Origin of the sequence: Empedobacter sp. GD03739, assembly GCF_029843245.1 — a bacterium.
Lineage (GTDB): Bacteria > Bacteroidota > Bacteroidia > Flavobacteriales > Weeksellaceae > Empedobacter > Empedobacter falsenii_B.
Map to the genome: position 1 here is coordinate 1 of NZ_JAOCHX010000017.1, position 16,242 is coordinate 16,242.

General features: G+C 31.8%; 14 protein-coding genes. 8 read left to right on the forward strand and 6 right to left on the reverse strand.

The genetic code is table 11. The features are described 5' to 3' along the window. Positions 1-432 (forward strand): hypothetical protein (locus N5E64_RS07125; RefSeq protein WP_280036677.1); only part of this gene is annotated, 432 nt, incomplete at its 5' end. 52 nt (positions 433-484) lie between these two features. Here N5E64_RS07125 and rho read toward each other — a convergent pair. Next, positions 485-2,122 (reverse strand): transcription termination factor Rho, encoded by a 1,638-nt coding sequence (rho, locus tag N5E64_RS07130; RefSeq protein ID WP_280036679.1) that lies wholly within the window; start codon positions 2,120-2,122, stop codon positions 485-487. A 175-nt stretch (positions 2,123-2,297) separates the two neighbouring features. On the opposite strand from rho, the gene N5E64_RS07135 reads away from it, so the two are divergent. The 4 genes from N5E64_RS07135 (at position 2,298) to N5E64_RS07150 (ending at position 7,099) form a co-directional block, all read left to right on the forward strand. Continuing rightward, positions 2,298-2,711, forward strand: coding sequence for a DUF4293 domain-containing protein (locus N5E64_RS07135; protein ID WP_038332961.1), 414 nt, complete (start codon positions 2,298-2,300; stop codon positions 2,709-2,711). Between the two features lie 262 nt (positions 2,712-2,973). Beyond that, positions 2,974-5,160 (forward strand): glutamine synthetase III, encoded by a 2,187-nt coding sequence (locus N5E64_RS07140; RefSeq protein ID WP_125349613.1) that lies wholly within the window; start codon positions 2,974-2,976, stop codon positions 5,158-5,160. 107 nt (positions 5,161-5,267) lie between these two features. Beyond that, entirely contained in the window at positions 5,268-6,359 is a 1,092-nt protein-coding gene (prfA, locus tag N5E64_RS07145; RefSeq protein WP_038332970.1) for a peptide chain release factor 1, read from the forward strand. Between the two features lie 86 nt (positions 6,360-6,445). After that, on the forward strand, positions 6,446-7,099 hold the full coding sequence (locus N5E64_RS07150) for a phosphoribosylanthranilate isomerase (RefSeq protein WP_260391979.1): 654 nt from the start codon (positions 6,446-6,448) through the stop codon (positions 7,097-7,099). Positions 7,100-7,158: 59 nt separating this feature from the next. On the opposite strand, the gene N5E64_RS07155 is transcribed toward N5E64_RS07150, so the two are convergent. From N5E64_RS07155 to N5E64_RS07175, 5 genes are all read right to left on the reverse strand, one after another. Continuing rightward, on the reverse strand, positions 7,159-8,466 hold the full coding sequence (locus tag N5E64_RS07155) for a DUF2268 domain-containing putative Zn-dependent protease (protein ID WP_115001677.1): 1,308 nt from the start codon (positions 8,464-8,466) through the stop codon (positions 7,159-7,161). 121 nt (positions 8,467-8,587) lie between these two features. Next, entirely contained in the window at positions 8,588-10,159 is a 1,572-nt protein-coding gene (locus N5E64_RS07160; RefSeq protein ID WP_038332982.1) for a DHA2 family efflux MFS transporter permease subunit, read from the reverse strand. A gap of 21 nt (positions 10,160-10,180) precedes the next feature. Further along, positions 10,181-11,374 carry an HlyD family secretion protein gene (locus N5E64_RS07165; protein WP_038332984.1) on the reverse strand — a complete coding sequence of 398 codons (1,194 nt, stop codon included), beginning with the start codon at positions 11,372-11,374 and terminating at the stop codon, positions 10,181-10,183. Positions 11,375-11,385: 11 nt separating this feature from the next. Beyond that, positions 11,386-12,681: a TolC family protein gene (locus N5E64_RS07170; RefSeq protein ID WP_052217631.1), complete on the reverse strand. Its 1,296-nt coding sequence runs from the start codon at positions 12,679-12,681 to the stop codon at positions 11,386-11,388. Then, on the reverse strand, positions 12,671-13,300 hold the full coding sequence (locus N5E64_RS07175) for a TetR/AcrR family transcriptional regulator (RefSeq protein WP_219033728.1): 630 nt from the start codon (positions 13,298-13,300) through the stop codon (positions 12,671-12,673). Before N5E64_RS07175 ends, N5E64_RS07170 begins: the two co-directional genes overlap by 11 nt. Positions 13,301-13,405: 105 nt before the next feature. On the opposite strand from N5E64_RS07175, the gene N5E64_RS07180 reads away from it, so the two are divergent. The 3 genes from N5E64_RS07180 to N5E64_RS07190 all read left to right on the forward strand — a co-directional run bounded on the left by N5E64_RS07180 (position 13,406) and on the right by N5E64_RS07190 (position 16,232). Beyond that, on the forward strand, positions 13,406-14,677 hold the full coding sequence (locus tag N5E64_RS07180) for a DUF2851 family protein (RefSeq protein ID WP_125349609.1): 1,272 nt from the start codon (positions 13,406-13,408) through the stop codon (positions 14,675-14,677). Continuing rightward, positions 14,678-14,899, forward strand: a complete 222-nt coding sequence (locus tag N5E64_RS07185; RefSeq protein ID WP_125349608.1) for a PspC family transcriptional regulator — start codon at positions 14,678-14,680, stop codon at positions 14,897-14,899. Between the two features lie 133 nt (positions 14,900-15,032). Continuing rightward, positions 15,033-16,232 carry a helix-hairpin-helix domain-containing protein gene (locus tag N5E64_RS07190; RefSeq protein WP_219033727.1) on the forward strand — a complete coding sequence of 400 codons (1,200 nt, stop codon included), beginning with the start codon at positions 15,033-15,035 and terminating at the stop codon, positions 16,230-16,232. Positions 16,233-16,242 lie beyond the last annotated feature (10 nt).

Consider the following 16,242-nt stretch of genomic DNA (forward strand, 5'->3'; position numbering starts at 1 on the left):
AGATTAGATTCTAACTATATCGAACTATCTAAAAATATAAAAGTAATTGAAGATAAGGATTCTTTAAAAATAGAAAATTTTGAATTCAATATTATTCATGGATATAAACCTAATGGTATATCTGATAAAAATTTTCAAGAAAAGTTGTTGCAAATAGGATATTTTAAAAAAACTATAGAACCAAAATATTACAATGAAATCAATTCTATTTTTAGTGAAAAGAAAGTTGTTGATTCATATTCTATGGGATGTATACCTTGGTTTAGAGATATTTTAATTTTTAAAAATAAAGGAAATATATCAGGTATTGCTAAGATATGTTTTGAATGTAGGCAAAGTATTATTCGTGGTACTATTAAAAATGTAGAAGATTTTGGGCAAGATGGAGATTTTGAAAAACTTAGTAAAATATTAATCGAAAAAAATGAATAAAAAACCACCTAAATAACTTTAGATGGTTTTTGAAATTATAAGTTGTAATAAATTACTTATTCATAGAGATTAAAAACTCTTCGTTAGAGCGCGTATGTTTGATACGATCGTGTAAGAATTCCATCGCTTCTACAGGATTCATATCCGATAAATGGTTGCGAAGAACCCACATTAATTGTTGTGTTTTGTCGTCTAATAACAAATCATCTTTACGCGTAGAAGAACTTACCAAATCAATCGCTGGGAAAATACGTTTATTCGAAATCTTACGATCCAATTGTAATTCCATGTTTCCTGTTCCTTTAAATTCCTCAAAAATAACTTCATCCATTTTAGAACCTGTATCAATCAATGCAGTTGCAATAATTGTTAAAGAACCTCCATTTTCGATATTACGAGCTGCTCCAAAGAAACGTTTTGGTTTGTGCAACGCATTTGCATCAACACCACCCGACAATACTTTACCAGAAGCTGGCGAAACAGTATTATAAGCACGTGCCAAACGTGTAATAGAATCTAAAAGAATCACCACATCATGTCCGCATTCTACCATACGTTTTGCTTTCTCTAAAACGATATTCGCAACTTTCACATGGCGATTTGCTTCCTCATCAAACGTAGATGCAATAACTTCTCCGTTTACCGAACGCTTCATATCTGTTACCTCTTCCGGACGTTCATCGATTAATAAAACAATCAAATAAACTTCTGGATGATTTTGTGCAATTCCATTCGCAATATCTTTCAATAACGTTGTTTTACCCGTTTTTGGTGGCGCCACAATCATACCACGTTGACCTTTACCTATTGGTGTAAATAAGTCAATCACGCGATTTGATAAAGATTTAGAATTACTTAAATTGAATTTCTCGTTAGGGAAAAGAGGAGTTAAATGCTCAAAAGCGATACGATCACGTACATAATCTGGCGTACGACCGTTGATTTCTTTGATTTTGATTAAAGGAAAATATTTTTCACCTTCTTTTGGAGGGCGAACTTCTCCTGTAATTGTATCTCCCGTTTTTAATCCAAATAATCTAATTTGAGATTGCGAAACATACACATCATCAGGTGAAGACAAATAATTAAAATCAGATGAACGTAAAAAACCATAATTATTATCTGGTAGAATCTCTAAAACACCTTCAGTTTCAATAATTCCATCAAATTCATAATTCGCAGCGCGATATTTATTTTTTTGATTTTGATTGTTGTGGTGATTATTTTGTTGAGATTGATCGTTTTGATTACGATTATCAGATTGATTATTTTTCTTCTGATTATTTTGGTTATTCTTTTTCAGATCTTGGCTTTTGTTTGCTCGTTCCTGAAATTTATTAACGCGAGGATTATTTTCTTCCTTTTTTTCTGTTTCGGTAGAAATATTTTCAACTTTTTCAGTTTTTACTTCTTCTGCAACAGCCTCTTTTTGTTGAACTTCTCCTTCCGAATTCTGAACTCGTTTGCGTTTCGGTTTCTTTTCTTCTGTAGGTAGATTTTCAGCTTTATCTTTTTTAGCAGGTTTTGTTTCAGCTTTTTCTTCAACCTTTGGTTGGCTGTTGATAAAACCTAAAACAGCGTCTAACAATTCGCCTTTTTTTAATTTCTTATACCCATCGATTTTCAGTTGCTCTGCAACTTGTTGTAAATCTGGTAATTTGAATGATTTTAATTCTTCGATATCAAACATAATCCTATAATGAAGGTATTAATGTGTTTATATTTTTTTTATTCAATAAAGTAATTGGGAATCATAACAATAGAATTGTTATAAAGCGTATAAATTTGAGATTTATTAATGCAATAGTACGAATAATTATAAAAACTCAAAAAGTTTTTTTACATTTGTATTCGAAATTTAAGAAATGATTCAAAGAAAGCAAAGTATATATTTATTCTTAAGTGGAATAATTTCGAGTATATTCGCCATGAATTTTGATAAGCTGTTTGATATTCCATTAAATTGGTTACAAAATCCGGAGAAAGGAGATTACATTTTTTCGTTAGCCTTTTTCTCATCAGCTTTAATTTCATTTTTAACCATTATGTTTTTCAAAAAACGTAAGTTACAGATTAGCTTAGGATGGTTAAACATTATTTTGAATGTTTTATTAATTGGTTCTTTTGTATATTGTCTATTAACATTACCTGGAGAAGGAAATTCTGAGAAAGGTATTTGGGCATTAGTTCCTTTAGCTTCGATTGTGCTTCTGTCAATTGCCAATCGTTTGATTAAGAAGGATGATGATCTTGTAAAATCAGTAGACCGTTTCAGATAGACCAAAAACTTTTTATATTATGAGTGTCTAAAAGCAGTTTCAAGCAATTGAAACTGCTTTTTTCGTTTAAAGAAGTTTATTCGAATGTTAAATAAAAATTAATTTTACACTGATGTTTTGAAAATCTAAACTAAAATAAAGGGGTGTTGAATTTATTTGTAATGAAATTATAATTTAACCCCTAAAAAAATAGGGGTGTTTTTATTTTGTGTTTAATTTTTATTTATTTTTGCATCATAAAACAACACAAAGTAATTTTCTTATGACATCATTTCGTTTTGAAGCATTAAAAGCCGCAAGCAATCGCAAACCGGTAGCTGTTCCTGAATTAGGGAAAAAATCAGAAATTTTTGGAAGCAATGTTTTCAATGACAAAGCAATGCGTCAACATTTAACTTCAGAAGCTTATAAAGCCGTTCGTTCTGCAATGGATTATGGTACTAAAATCGACCGTAAAATGGCAGATTTTGTTGCTTTAGGAATGAAAGAATGGGCGATGAGCAAAGGTGTAACACATTATACACACTGGTTTCAGCCATTAACAGGAACAACAGCAGAAAAACATGATGCTTTTTTCGAAACTTCATTTGATGGAGCAGATCCTGTAGAAAAATTTAGTGGATCATTATTAGTTCAACAAGAACCAGATGCATCTTCTTTTCCAAATGGAGGAATTCGTAATACATTCGAAGCACGTGGATATACAGCTTGGGATCCAACCTCACCAGCATTTATTTTTGGAACAACTTTATGCATTCCGACAGTATTTGTTTCGTACACAGGAGAAGCTCTAGATAATAAAACACCTTTGTTAAGAGCGCTTTTATCAATTGATGAAGCAGCTACAGAAGTAGCGAAGTTCTTCGATAAAAATGTGAAGAAAGTAACTCCGACTTTAGGTTGGGAACAAGAATATTTTTTAATTGATGATGCTTTAGCGGCTTCTCGTCCAGATATTTTACAAACTGGTAGAACGTTGTTAGGACATGTTTCTGCAAAAGGTCAACAATTAGAAGATCATTATTTTGGTTCGATTCCTACACGTGTTTTAAATTATATGCGCGATTTAGAAAACGAATGTATGTTGTTGGGAATTCCTGTAAAAACTCGTCACAACGAAGTTGCGCCGAATCAATTTGAGTTAGCGCCAATTTTCGAAGAAACGAATTTAGCAGTTGACCACAATTCATTATTAATGGATGTGATGCAAAAAGTAGGTGAGCGTCATCATTTTAAAGTATTGTTTCACGAAAAACCATTCAAAGGAGTTAACGGATCGGGAAAACACAATAACTGGTCGTTAGCAACAGATACTGGAGTAAATTTATTAGCGCCAGGAAAAACACCAAACAGCAATTTACAGTTTTTAACGTTTTTTATCAATACCATCAAAGCAGTTTCAATTTACGAGGAATTGTTACGTGCTTCTATCGCTTCTGCTTCTAATGACCACCGTTTAGGTGCGAATGAAGCGCCACCAGCAATTATTTCAATTTTTATTGGTCAACAATTGACAAAAGTATTGGAAGAATTAGAAGGTGTTTCGACAGGAAAATTATCTCCAGAAGAAAAAACTGATTTAAAATTAAACGTTGTTGGGAAAATTCCAGACGTTTTATTAGATAATACAGATCGTAATAGAACTTCACCATTTGCTTTTACAGGAAATAAATTCGAATTCCGTGCTGTAGGATCGACTGCAAACTGTGCAAATGCAATGACAACGTTGAATGCAATTGTAGCAAAACAATTGATCGATTTCAAAAAAGAAGTTGATGCGTTGATTGAAACAGGTTTGAAAAAAGACGAAGCAATTTTCAATGTTTTACGTGAGTATATCAAAGAAACAAAAAATATATTATTCGAAGGAGACGGATACAGCAAAGAATGGGAAGAAGAAGCAGCTCGTAGAGGATTGTCAAATCACAAAACAACTCCATCAGCTTTAAAAGCAAAAGTTTCTCAAAAATCGTTGGATTTATTCTCGGAGCTTAATGTAATGAACAACACAGAAGTTGAAGCGCGTTATGAAATCGAATTAGAAGATTACATCAAGAAAATTCAGATTGAAGGTCGTGTTTTAGGTGATATTGTTAGGAATCATATTATTCCGACAGCTTTCAAATATCAAAATATATTGATCAAAAACATTAAAGGATTCAAAGATATTTTTGGAGATGATTATGAAGAATATGCAGGCGAGCAATTAATCATTTTAAAGAAAATTTCGATGCATGTAAACGAATTAAACGCAAAATTGCACTTAATGATGGATGCGCGTAAAGAAGCAAATGTGGTTGAATCTTTAGAAGAGAAAGCATATGCTTATTGTGATAAAGTAAAACCATATTATGATGAAATTCGTTACCATGCGGATAAGTTAGAATTAATGGTAGACAACGAATACTGGGTCTTAACAAAATACAGAGAATTATTATTTACGAGATAATATTTTCAACAATAAATTACAAAACCGATGAGAAATCATCGGTTTTTTTTTATTCAAATTTTCTGAATCCCTTGAGTTATTGTATCTTTGCAATCCAATAAAAGTATATGGCAGATTTAGGTCTATTAGATAAATTAAGAGCAATCAAACAACGTTTCGATGAGGTAGCAGATTTAATCATCCAACCAGATATCGTAACAGATCAAGCTCGTTATGCGAAATTAAACAAAGAATATTCTGATTTGAAAGACTTTGTTGAAATGCAAAAACAATACGAAAACTTAATCAATGTAATTGAGGAAGCAGACGAAATTATTCAAGATGGTTCTGATGCTGAAATGGTTGAGTTAGCTAAAATAGAAAAAGACGAAGCAATCAATGCGATTCCACCTTTAGAGGAAGAAATCAAAATGATGTTGATTCCAAAAGATCCAGAAGATGAGAAAAACATCATTGTCGAGTTACGTTCTGGTACAGGAGGAGATGAAGCAGCGATTTTCGTAGAAGATATTTACCGCATGTATTCGATGTATTTCAAAGAAAAAGGATGGAAACACGAAGTATTAAATACTTCTGAAGCATCTGGAAAAGGATACAAAGAGTTGGTGATGCAAGTAGAAGGAAATGCAGTGTATGGAACGATGAAATACGAATCGGGTGTTCACCGTGTACAACGTGTTCCTGAAACAGAATCGCAAGGGCGTGTGCATACATCGGCGATTACGGTTGCGGTTTTACCAGAAGCAGAGGAAGTTGATGTAGTGATTAATCCAGCAGATTTGGAGTATCAAACAGCGCGTTCGTCTGGTGCGGGAGGACAAAATGTAAATAAAGTTGAAACAAAAGTTCAATTAACGCACAAACCTTCTGGAATTGTAATTGTTTGTCAAGAAGCGCGTTCTCAACATAAGAACCGTGAAAAAGCGTTACAATTATTACGTACAAAATTGTATGAAATCGAGTTCGAGAAAAAACATTCAGAACGTTCTGCTCAACGTAAATCGTTAGTTTCGACTGGTGACCGTTCGGCTAAAATTCGTACATACAACTATCCGCAAGGACGTGTAACAGATCACCGTATCAACAAATCAATTTATAATTTGGATAACTTTATGAATGGAGATATTCAAGAAATGATTGATGCATTGAAAATGGCAGAAAATGCAGAAAAATTAAAAGGTTCGGAAGAAGATTTCTAACATCAATTTTAAATCTTAGATCATACAAAACACTTCAAGAAATTGAGGTGTTTTTTTATATATTTATAGTATTAAGAATAAAACAAATGATGAAAACAAGAGTTAAAATTTGTTGTATTAGTAGCAAAGAAGAAGCACAACAAGCGATAAAATATGGAGCGAGTGGATTAGGTTTAGTTGGTAATATGCCAAGCGGACCAGGTATTATTGGTGATGATTTAATCAAAGATATTACACAAATTATCCCGCCAACATTAGCTTCGTTTTTATTAACAAGTGAAACAACTTCAGAAACAATTATTCAACATTATAAAAAAGTTTATACGAATACAATTCAGTTGGTTGATGAGCTGAAAAACGAAGAATATCAAATTTTGAGAAACGAATTACCTTGGGTAAAATTGGTACAAGTGATTCATGTAATTGATGAAAATTCGGTAACTGAAGCGATAGAGAAATCTCAGTTTGTAGACGCTATTTTATTAGATAGCGGAAATCCTAACTTACAAGTAAAAGAACTGGGAGGGACAGGGCGCACGCACAATTGGGCGATTAGTAAAAAAATTAGAGAAGAAATTAACATTCCTCTATTTTTGGCTGGCGGTCTTCATCCTGATAATATTCGTGAAGCGATTGATGTTGTTCAGCCTTTTGGCGTAGATATTTGCAGTGGTGTAAGAACTGACGGAAAATTAGATGAAAAGAAATTAGACGCTTTTTTTAGAGCGGTTAATGGTTAAAAAAATAAAATCCTTGTCAAAGTTTTGAATCTTGACAAGGATTTTACTTATTCAAAAACCTAATTAGAAGTTTCAAATTCTATCAAATAATTTTTTAGAGGGTAATTAGTTGTATTTCTAAAATTACTTGTAATCATAAACTGATATTTTTTATTTGGTTCTAATTCTACACTAATTGTCCAACTTTTATTATCATTTGACCAATATCTTTTCTTGAAATCACTTTTAGGAAATGCGGCTTCACCTAATTCACCATAATCTACTCCAGTATTAAATCCATTTAGAGGTTCAGAAAAATTGATGGTAATCTCTTTTGTTTTGGGATCAACATTTTTACTGTAATTGTTAAATTGTTTTATTCCAAGAACAGTAGGTCTTTTGCTTTCAAAATCTTTTTGAAGTTCTTCTAATGATTTAGAAAAATAATTTGATTTAGTTACATAATCTTCAATAACAGCTTCGTTTGCATAATCTAATTCGATTAATTCTTTTATTGCATTTTGTTTATTATTCGCTTGATTGTAATAGTTTTCAGCCATCTGATAACCGACATAATAACCTAAATCTCTTACACCAAACTCATTTGGAGAATCTCCCCAAAGCCATTTGTTTAAATTATTAAGAGTAAACATTTCTTGTTCAAATCGTGCTCTTACTTTTTCGTTATTCTTCTTACCATAAGCTATTGCAGGAGCTACCGATGGTACATTCATTGCTTTTGTGGAGACAAATTCTGCAATACCTTCGTAAATAACATTAGAAAGAAGATTGTTTGCTGGTAATTTTTGTTGTGTATGTACATACTCATGCGCATTTAATAATATTAAATTATTAATCGGTTCGCTATCAAAATACAAACGTCTTGAGTTGCGTTGATTTTCAGGAAATTCGTCTGTAATGGTATTTTTATCCGTCATCGCAATTTCGCTTCCAATCAAAACACTTCCATCTTTTATTGTTCCATTTGTACGTAATGCACCAATTGTAAAGTAAATATTAGCTGGTTTTAATTCAGGATAAATCAATCGGAGTTTTTTAATTCCTTTATTCAAATCTTTTGATAGATTCTTAGACTTTAAGGTATTTTTTCGAACCGAATTCCAGAATTTAGGATAAGTATTAATTGCATTGATATAATCTTTTTCGGTATAATTTCTTGCTTCTCTAATTAATTTTAAACCTTGTGTACCTTTTGATAAATAGTCGTCATTCAAATATTTATATTGCAATACAGAATCTTTAGTTTGAGTTATTTTATCATAAGCAGTCCAAAAATTATCCACGTCTGATGTAAAAACTTTTTGCGCATTGACAGAAAAAGAAAAGAGGAAATAAGCTGTAATAGATGTTAATATAGAATTTTTCATAAATAGTATTGAGTATCTAAAATAATCTATTTCTATTTAATTCAACAAAAAAATCCATCCCAATAAATTGAGATGGATTTTACATTTATAAAAAACTGAAAATTAAAATAATTATTCTTTTTTAATGTCCTGCACTGATTACTTTACCTGCTCCTTTTTTGATAAAGAACAAAATAAATGGAATACAGATTAGGAAAACTACACCCAAATACAAGAAAACATCCATATAAGTTAACACAGTTGCTTGTTTGGTAACTTGTAAATCGAGTAGGTTATAGGCTTTATTTAAAGCTTCATTTGGAGCAAAACCTTTGCTCACGAAGCTCATTTGTAAATTCTGAATATGTTTTTGTACATCAAAATCAGATGTATCAAGATGCGAAACTAAATTTGTTCGGTGTCCAACTGTCCAACGCGAAATAAATGTTGTAATAATCGCGATACCAAAAGATCCTCCTAACTGACGCATCATTCCTGTAAAGGCAGCTCCTTCACCAATTTGTTGCCCCGTCAAACTAGAAAGTGAAAGTGTAGTAACAGGTACAAATAATAATCCCAATCCAACTCCACGAACAATTAATGGCCAAAAGAAATGCTCGGAACCTGTGTCTGGTGTTAAGATTTTGTATGACCAAAAACTGTAACAGAAAAAGATAAAGAATCCTCCTGCAACCATATATTTAGGTGGTACACCTTTTTGTAACATTGTTGCGATGATTGGCATCATGAATGCAGTCATCAACGATGAAGGAATTAATAATAAACCAGCATCAGTTGCTGTCCATCCTAAGATTGATTGTGTATAAATTGGAATAACGAATGTCGATCCATATAATCCAAATCCTAAGATGAAGGATAAAATAGTACCAACTGCCAAGTTGCTATCTTTCAGTACACGTAAATTTACAATTGGATGTTTGAAAACTAATTCTCGCCAAACAAATAAAATGAATCCGAAGAAACTTGCAATACTTAAGGTTACAATTGTCGAATCTGAGAACCAGTCGTCTTGTTGTCCGTGTTCTAATACATATTGTAACGATCCAACTGCAATGGCTAACAAAATAATTCCCAAGAAATCGACTTGACTTAGTTTTGATTTCTCTGCATATTTTGGACTGCGAACAAATGATATCGTTAACAATACTGCAATAATCCCGATCGGAATATTGATGTAAAATATATATGGCCAAGACCAATTATCAATAATATAACCTCCTAAAGGCGGACCAAGCGTAGGACCAACAATAACTCCCATTCCGTAAATTGCCTGCGCTAAACCACGTTTTTCGGGTGGATAACTTTCGGTAATGATGGTTTGCGAAGTTACTAATAGCGCTCCACCACCAAGTCCTTGTATAAATCGGAACAAGATAATTTCCCACAACGTTGTTGCATTTCCACAAAGAAATGAGGCAACTGTAAAAATGATAATCGAAGCCGCAAAATAATTGCGTCGTCCAAATTGTTGCGACAACCAGCTGGTCATCGGTACTACAATTACGTTGGCAATTGCGTAAGCGGTAACCACCCACGCAATATCAGTTAAAGAGACACCCAAACTACCTTTCATGTCATTCATCGCAACGTTTACAATTGTTGTATCAACAATCTCTAACAATGCACACATGATGGCGGTAATGGTGATGATTACACGTCTTGCACCATATTCAACTAAATTATTTTCTTCCATAATTTTTCTGAATAGGTGTTATTACTTTGCAGAAGTATTCGATTTTAAAAGAATATCAGCTTCCACGTTCATACCTGGACGAATCATTTTCAACATTTCGTCTTTTTGATCGATAAATTCGATTTTAATCGGAAGACGTTGAACTGTTTTTACGAAGTTACCAGACGCATTATCTGGAGGTAATAACGCAAATTTAGCACCAGTTGCAGGAGATAAAGACGTTACTTTCGCTTTGAATTCGTGGTTTGGATATGCATCTACTTTGATGATGGCTTCTTGTCCAACTCTAATTTTTTCTAATTGAGTTTCTTTGTAATTTGCCACAACCCAAATATTATTTGTTGTCACAATATTAAACAAAGATTGACCAGCTTGAACCAATTGTCCTGGTTGTAAATTAATTTTAGAAACTTGTCCATCTTCAGCTGCAATTACATACGTATAAGACAAATATAATTTTGCATTATCGATGTTTGTTTTGCTTTGACCAATTGCTGCTTCCGCAACTTTAATTTGTGCTTTTGAAGCATCAGCTTGTGCTTTCGAAGTGTTCACTTGTTTTGCTGTAGCTTGCGCTTGTTTTGCTGTAGAAGCTAATTGAGCACGAGAAACACCTAATTGTTCTTGTACAATTCGCAATTGCTTTTCAGCTGTTTCTTTTGCTGCTAAAGCTTGCTCGTATTGTTGTTTTGTGATCGATTGATTTTGGTATAATTTATTGTAACGATCAAAATCATTTTTCGTTCTCCAAACTTGTACTTTTGCTGCTTCTACATTTGCTTGAGCTGTATTAACACTTGCTTGAGCTGTTTCGATTGTTGTATTTGCTGCAACTGCACCAGCTTCTGTCACTCCAATAGCTGCACCAGCTTGAGAAACACCTGCGTGAGCAACTCCTAATTGACCTTCTGCTTGTAATAGAGCATCTTGCGATTGTTGCAATTTCAAGGCAAATTCAGATCCATCCAAAACAACTAATGTATCACCTTTGTGAACCATTTGGTTATCTTCTACTAAAATCTTCTGAATGTATCCTGAAACTTTAGGTATAACAGGTGTTATTTTTGATTCAATTTGTGCATCATCAGTAATTTCGTGCGCTTGTCCGTGTAAATATTTATAAACTCCATATCCACCTCCAAGGATGATTAATGCTCCTAAAACGATGATAAATTTTGAATTTATTTTTTTCTTTTCTTGATTATTTTCTTCCATATCGAGAGGTGTTATTGTACGTTTTCTAATAAAATTCCTGTAGTATAGTAATATTCGTAGATCGCTAATTGTTCGTCAGCATCTCCGACAACTTGATTGATTTTTGCTTGCAATTGTTGTACATCCGCTTCTAATAAATCGTCTGTATCAGCCAATCCGTTGTCATTTTTATCTTTTACAATTCTGTAGTTTTCGTTCGCTTGTTCTACAGCTTCTTTGTAAACATTATTTTTCTTTTTTGCTAAATCATACTTTTGAAAAGCTTCGTTCATTTCAACTTTAGCTTTATCAATTGTCGTTTCTTTTTGCATCTCATTTTCTAATTTCTGAGCTTTTGCAATTTCAACTTCTGCTTTATTTTTATACAAAGAAGATAAATCATATTTCAATCCGACACCAACATTTGTTGCATTTGTAACCGAAGCAACTTTATCAATATCCATCGCAATATATCCAGCTGAAACCGCTAATTGAGGGTAATAAGCTGCTTTCGCAATTTTGATTTGACTATCAGCAATCTGATTTTTTACATCATATGATTTAATATCTGTACGATTGACGTAATCTTGAGAATTTTGATTGATGGTTTTCAAGGTTTCTACATTATCAACATGAACGATTTTACTTTCGTCTTGTCCAGTCAATAAATTCAATCGGTAATTGATGTTTTTGTATTGCGTTTCGGCTTCATCAATTGCAACTTGCACATTCGATGCTTGCAATTTTGCTCTCAACAAATCATTTCTCGCGATGATTCCGTTATCCAAAAAGTTTTGAAAATCTTTCACACGTTGATTTGCTCTCACTAAGTTTTCATTCAACACATCGATAGAACGTTGCGTTTTGTACAATCCAAAATATAAATTAATAGCTTGCCAAACCACATTTTCTTTTGTTGCTTCGATTTGTAAGTTTGATAAATCAACCATTAATTCATTGCTTTTGATTGCATTTTTAATTTTAAATCCAGCAAAAACAGGAACAGAAGCACTTGCTTGTCCTAATAATAATTGGTTCGGTTCAACTCCCATTCCTCCACCAGAAGATTGCATCGGAAGTTTGATGTCTACATTTGTTGTCGTAAACAAATGCATATATTGTCCACTCAACGAAATGTCTGGTAAACGATTGTTTTTCGCGCTTTGTACTTTATACTCACTTGTATTTTTAGCAGCTTCGGCAACTTTCACAGATTTGTTGTTCTGCAAACTTTGTTGAATAACTTCCTGCAAAGAAACGTTGGTTTCCTGCGCATGAGCGAAAGTAGCAACAACTAAACAAATCGGTAAGAAAATTTTATTTTTCATCGTATAGTAAAATTGCTTTTAAAGAATCTATTAAATAAGGGTAATATTCTTCGTGAATATGTTCTGTAAACTCTTCATGAGAAGATAATCCCCATTGTTTCATATATGTTTTTTCGTTCAAAATCAAATAAGATGTTCCACCAATAACTACCATTACAACAGCTTCGGCAGGAGCTTTTCGTTTAAAAACGCCTTCAGAATATCCTTCACTAATAATGTTAGTGATATATTCTAAATTTTTCGTTTTTAACTCATTGACTTTACAATCAATTTCTAAAATTGAATCTCTTTTCGAATATTCTCTTGCCATAATTCCATGAAATTCAGGTTTATCTAAAATTCTATTCAAATAAGCTTTTAGGATTGACTGTAACTTTTCAAATGGAGAAAGTGTCGAATTTTGAGAAATCGAGGCCAATGATTCATTGAAAGTTGTGATACGCCAACTAAATAAATTCTCGACCAATTTATCTTTTGATCCAAAATAATAGCTAATCATCGCAATGTTAATGTTTGCTTCTTTTGCAATTTCTCGAACACTTGCAGCATCAATTCCTCGTCTTCCAAAAACTCGTTCAGCCGCGCCCAAAATTTCTATTTGCTTCTCACTTAATTTCATCTTATAAAAATTGAACGTGCAAAGTTAAACAAACGTTTAATTAATTTAAAAAAAATAAGTATTTATTTTAATGATTTTTTATAATTCATTGATTAACTTTTGTCTATGAAAGAAATTTTTCTACATCATATTTGGAAATTGAATCAATTTTCACATCAAAGCTTACAAACTTTTCATGGAGATTTCATTGAAATTGTGAAAGTTGGAAAGTTAAACCATCATGCTGGGCCAGATTTTTTGGAAGCAGAAATCATCATTGGCGATAAATTGTGGATTGGAAGTGTCGAAATGCATGTCAATTCTTCGGATTGGAATTTTCATCAACATTCAAATGATTTATCGTATCAAAATGTGATTTTGCATGTTGTATGGAATCACGATTGTGAAGTTGATATTTTGCGTCAACGTAATGTACAAACTTTGATTTTACAAGATTTTGTAAAACCGGAAATTGTTTTTAATTATCAAAATATTATTAATTCTAAGTTGGATAAAATTTATTGTGAAGAATTTTTAGATTCAATTGATTTGAAGCAATTTTCTTTTTGGTTTGAACGAATTTTAATCGAACGTTTCGAAGAAAAAACAAACGATATTGTACAAATTTTAGAACACAATAATTCCAATTGGGAAGAAACATTGTTCAAAAGTTTGGCAAAGAATTTTGGATTAAAAGTTAATGTAGAAACTTTTGAGATTTGGGCAAATTCTTTTCCGTTCAAAGTTTTGCAAAAAATACAATTTAATGCCCAAAAAGTTGAAGCCTTGTTTTTTGGACAAGCCAGTTTTTTAGAAGAAAACTATGAGAATGATTATTCTAAGCAATTAAAAAACGAATATCAATTCCTGAAAAATAAATATCAATTAGAATCAATTGAAAATAGTTTGTTCCGATTTTCGAAAATGCGACCAATTGGTTTTCCGACGATTCGTTTGGCGCAATTAGCATCGATTTATGTGAATTATCAAAGTTTGTTTTCTGAAATTATTCAGCCAAAAAATTTGAAAGAATTTTATAAAATCTTCGAAAATTTGGAATTAAATTCTTTTTGGGAAACGCATTATACATTTAAGAACGAATCAAAATTTCAACTCAAAAATCTTTCAAAAGATAAAATAAATAATTTGCTCATCAATTCTATTATTCCGATTCGTTATGCTTTTGAGCGACAAAAAGATGAGGTAGAAATTGATTTTTATTTGGATTTATTAAATGAAATGGAAGCGGAAAATAACTCGATTTTAGATGAATTTGAACGAATTGGTTTTGAAAATAAAACCGCAAAAGATTCTCAACAATTAATTCAACTTAAAAAAAGATATTGCTCCGAAAAAAAATGTTTAAATTGCGCTATCGGACAACAAATTTTACGTTAAATGAAAGATCAAATTAGGAATTTTACCGAAACAGAATGGTTTAATGTGATTTCGCGATTTGCAGACAAATTGGGAATTCGCGTTGCAAAATTACGTTTGATTTTCATTTATTTAACCTTTGCAACTTTCGGTTTAACCTTTATTGGTTATTTTATTATGTTATTCTTTTTTTGGGTAAAAGATTGTTTTGTTATCAAACGAAAATCGGTTTTTGATTTGTAAAAAATATTTACAAATACTTAAAACCTTTTATTAATTTTAGATTTCTTAATTTGTTAAATATTTGATGGTTATGTCGTTTTCGATATCGTGAGTGTTTGATAAGGATATTATTTTCACTTCTTTTCCAACCAAGATGAAATATTTAAAAAAATCTACTTTTTACCTGAATAAATCGCAAAGATTTGGCTTGTATTTATTATTTGTTTTGATTTTGTTATTTGAGATTTTTCAACATATTTCAGTTGAAAAAGAAACATATCAATTATCAGAAGCAGATAAAGCTTTGCTAGCAAATTATCAAAAAACTCCGAAAAATTATACATTTAATTCTACTTCAAATAAACAAGTAAAAGATTCAATCAAACCCTTTAACCCAAACGAATTATCTTTAGAAGATTGGATGAATTTAGGGTTTTCGGAACGTCAAGCCGAAGTCATTTTGAAATATAAAGGAATTGTTGGCGGAGAATTTACATCGAAAGAACAGCTTAAGAAATGTTATGTTATCGATGAAGGAAAGTATAATGAATTAGCTCCTTTTGTTCTTTTACCAGAACAATCTAAATCGAGTTTTATAGATTATTCATCACCAAAAACTAAAATAGTTTACAAAAATTTCAATCCAAATGATTTGCCACAACAAGGCTGGGAAAAACTTGGTTTTTCGCCAAAACAGGCAGAAATAATCATGAAATATAAACAGATTGTTGGAGGAAAGTTTACCTCGAAAGAGCAATTGAGGAAATGTTTTGTGATTGATGATGCGAAATATGCAGAGATGAAAACGTATATTTTGTTACCAGAAAAATCAAAGGAAGATGAAAAAAATGAGAAAAAACAAAGTGGCAAAAAGATTCAATATGTAAAATTTAATCCAAATAGTTATTCTGAAAATGATTGGCAAAAAATAGGTTTTTCGTCTAAACAAGCTGCTTCAATTATGAAATATAAAAATATTTTGGGAGGTCAGTTTAAATCGAAAGAACAATTGAAAAAATGTTATATGATTTCGGATGAAAAATATGCAGAAATGGAATCTTATATTGATTTACCTGAAAATGTAATTTATAAAGCTGAGCAGCCAAAAGTTGAACAGTCAAAAAGTGAAGATAAAGTAGCAGAAAAAATAGAAATAAAAGGTAAGTTTAATCCAAATAATTTGAGTCATGAGGATTGGATAAAACTCGGTTTCACAGAGAAACAAGTAAATACGATTCTTAATTTTAAACGTTCGTTAGGTGGGAGTTTTAAAGATGCAAAAACATTGAAAAGATGTTATGCAATAAGTGAAGAAAAGTTTATGGAAATTGAGCCTTATTTGGTGTTTGAGTGATTTCATTCAT

Excerpts from the sequence above, each read along its gene's own strand:
- rho (WP_280036679.1), bottom strand. The coding sequence starts at position 2,122 with ATGTTTGATATCGAAGAATTAAAATCATTCAAATTACCAGATTTACAA.
- N5E64_RS07135 (WP_038332961.1), top strand. The coding sequence starts at position 2,298 with ATGATTCAAAGAAAGCAAAGTATATATTTATTCTTAAGTGGAATAATT.
- N5E64_RS07140 (WP_125349613.1), top strand. The coding sequence starts at position 2,974 with ATGACATCATTTCGTTTTGAAGCATTAAAAGCCGCAAGCAATCGCAAA.
- prfA (WP_038332970.1), top strand. The coding sequence starts at position 5,268 with ATGGCAGATTTAGGTCTATTAGATAAATTAAGAGCAATCAAACAACGT.
- N5E64_RS07150 (WP_260391979.1), top strand. The coding sequence starts at position 6,446 with ATGATGAAAACAAGAGTTAAAATTTGTTGTATTAGTAGCAAAGAAGAA.
- N5E64_RS07155 (WP_115001677.1), bottom strand. The coding sequence starts at position 8,466 with ATGAAAAATTCTATATTAACATCTATTACAGCTTATTTCCTCTTTTCT.
- N5E64_RS07160 (WP_038332982.1), bottom strand. The coding sequence starts at position 10,159 with ATGGAAGAAAATAATTTAGTTGAATATGGTGCAAGACGTGTAATCATC.
- N5E64_RS07165 (WP_038332984.1), bottom strand. The coding sequence starts at position 11,374 with ATGGAAGAAAATAATCAAGAAAAGAAAAAAATAAATTCAAAATTTATC.
- N5E64_RS07170 (WP_052217631.1), bottom strand. The coding sequence starts at position 12,681 with ATGAAAAATAAAATTTTCTTACCGATTTGTTTAGTTGTTGCTACTTTC.
- N5E64_RS07175 (WP_219033728.1), bottom strand. The coding sequence starts at position 13,300 with ATGAAATTAAGTGAGAAGCAAATAGAAATTTTGGGCGCGGCTGAACGA.
- N5E64_RS07180 (WP_125349609.1), top strand. The coding sequence starts at position 13,406 with ATGAAAGAAATTTTTCTACATCATATTTGGAAATTGAATCAATTTTCA.
- N5E64_RS07185 (WP_125349608.1), top strand. The coding sequence starts at position 14,678 with ATGAAAGATCAAATTAGGAATTTTACCGAAACAGAATGGTTTAATGTG.
- N5E64_RS07190 (WP_219033727.1), top strand. The coding sequence starts at position 15,033 with ATGAAATATTTAAAAAAATCTACTTTTTACCTGAATAAATCGCAAAGA.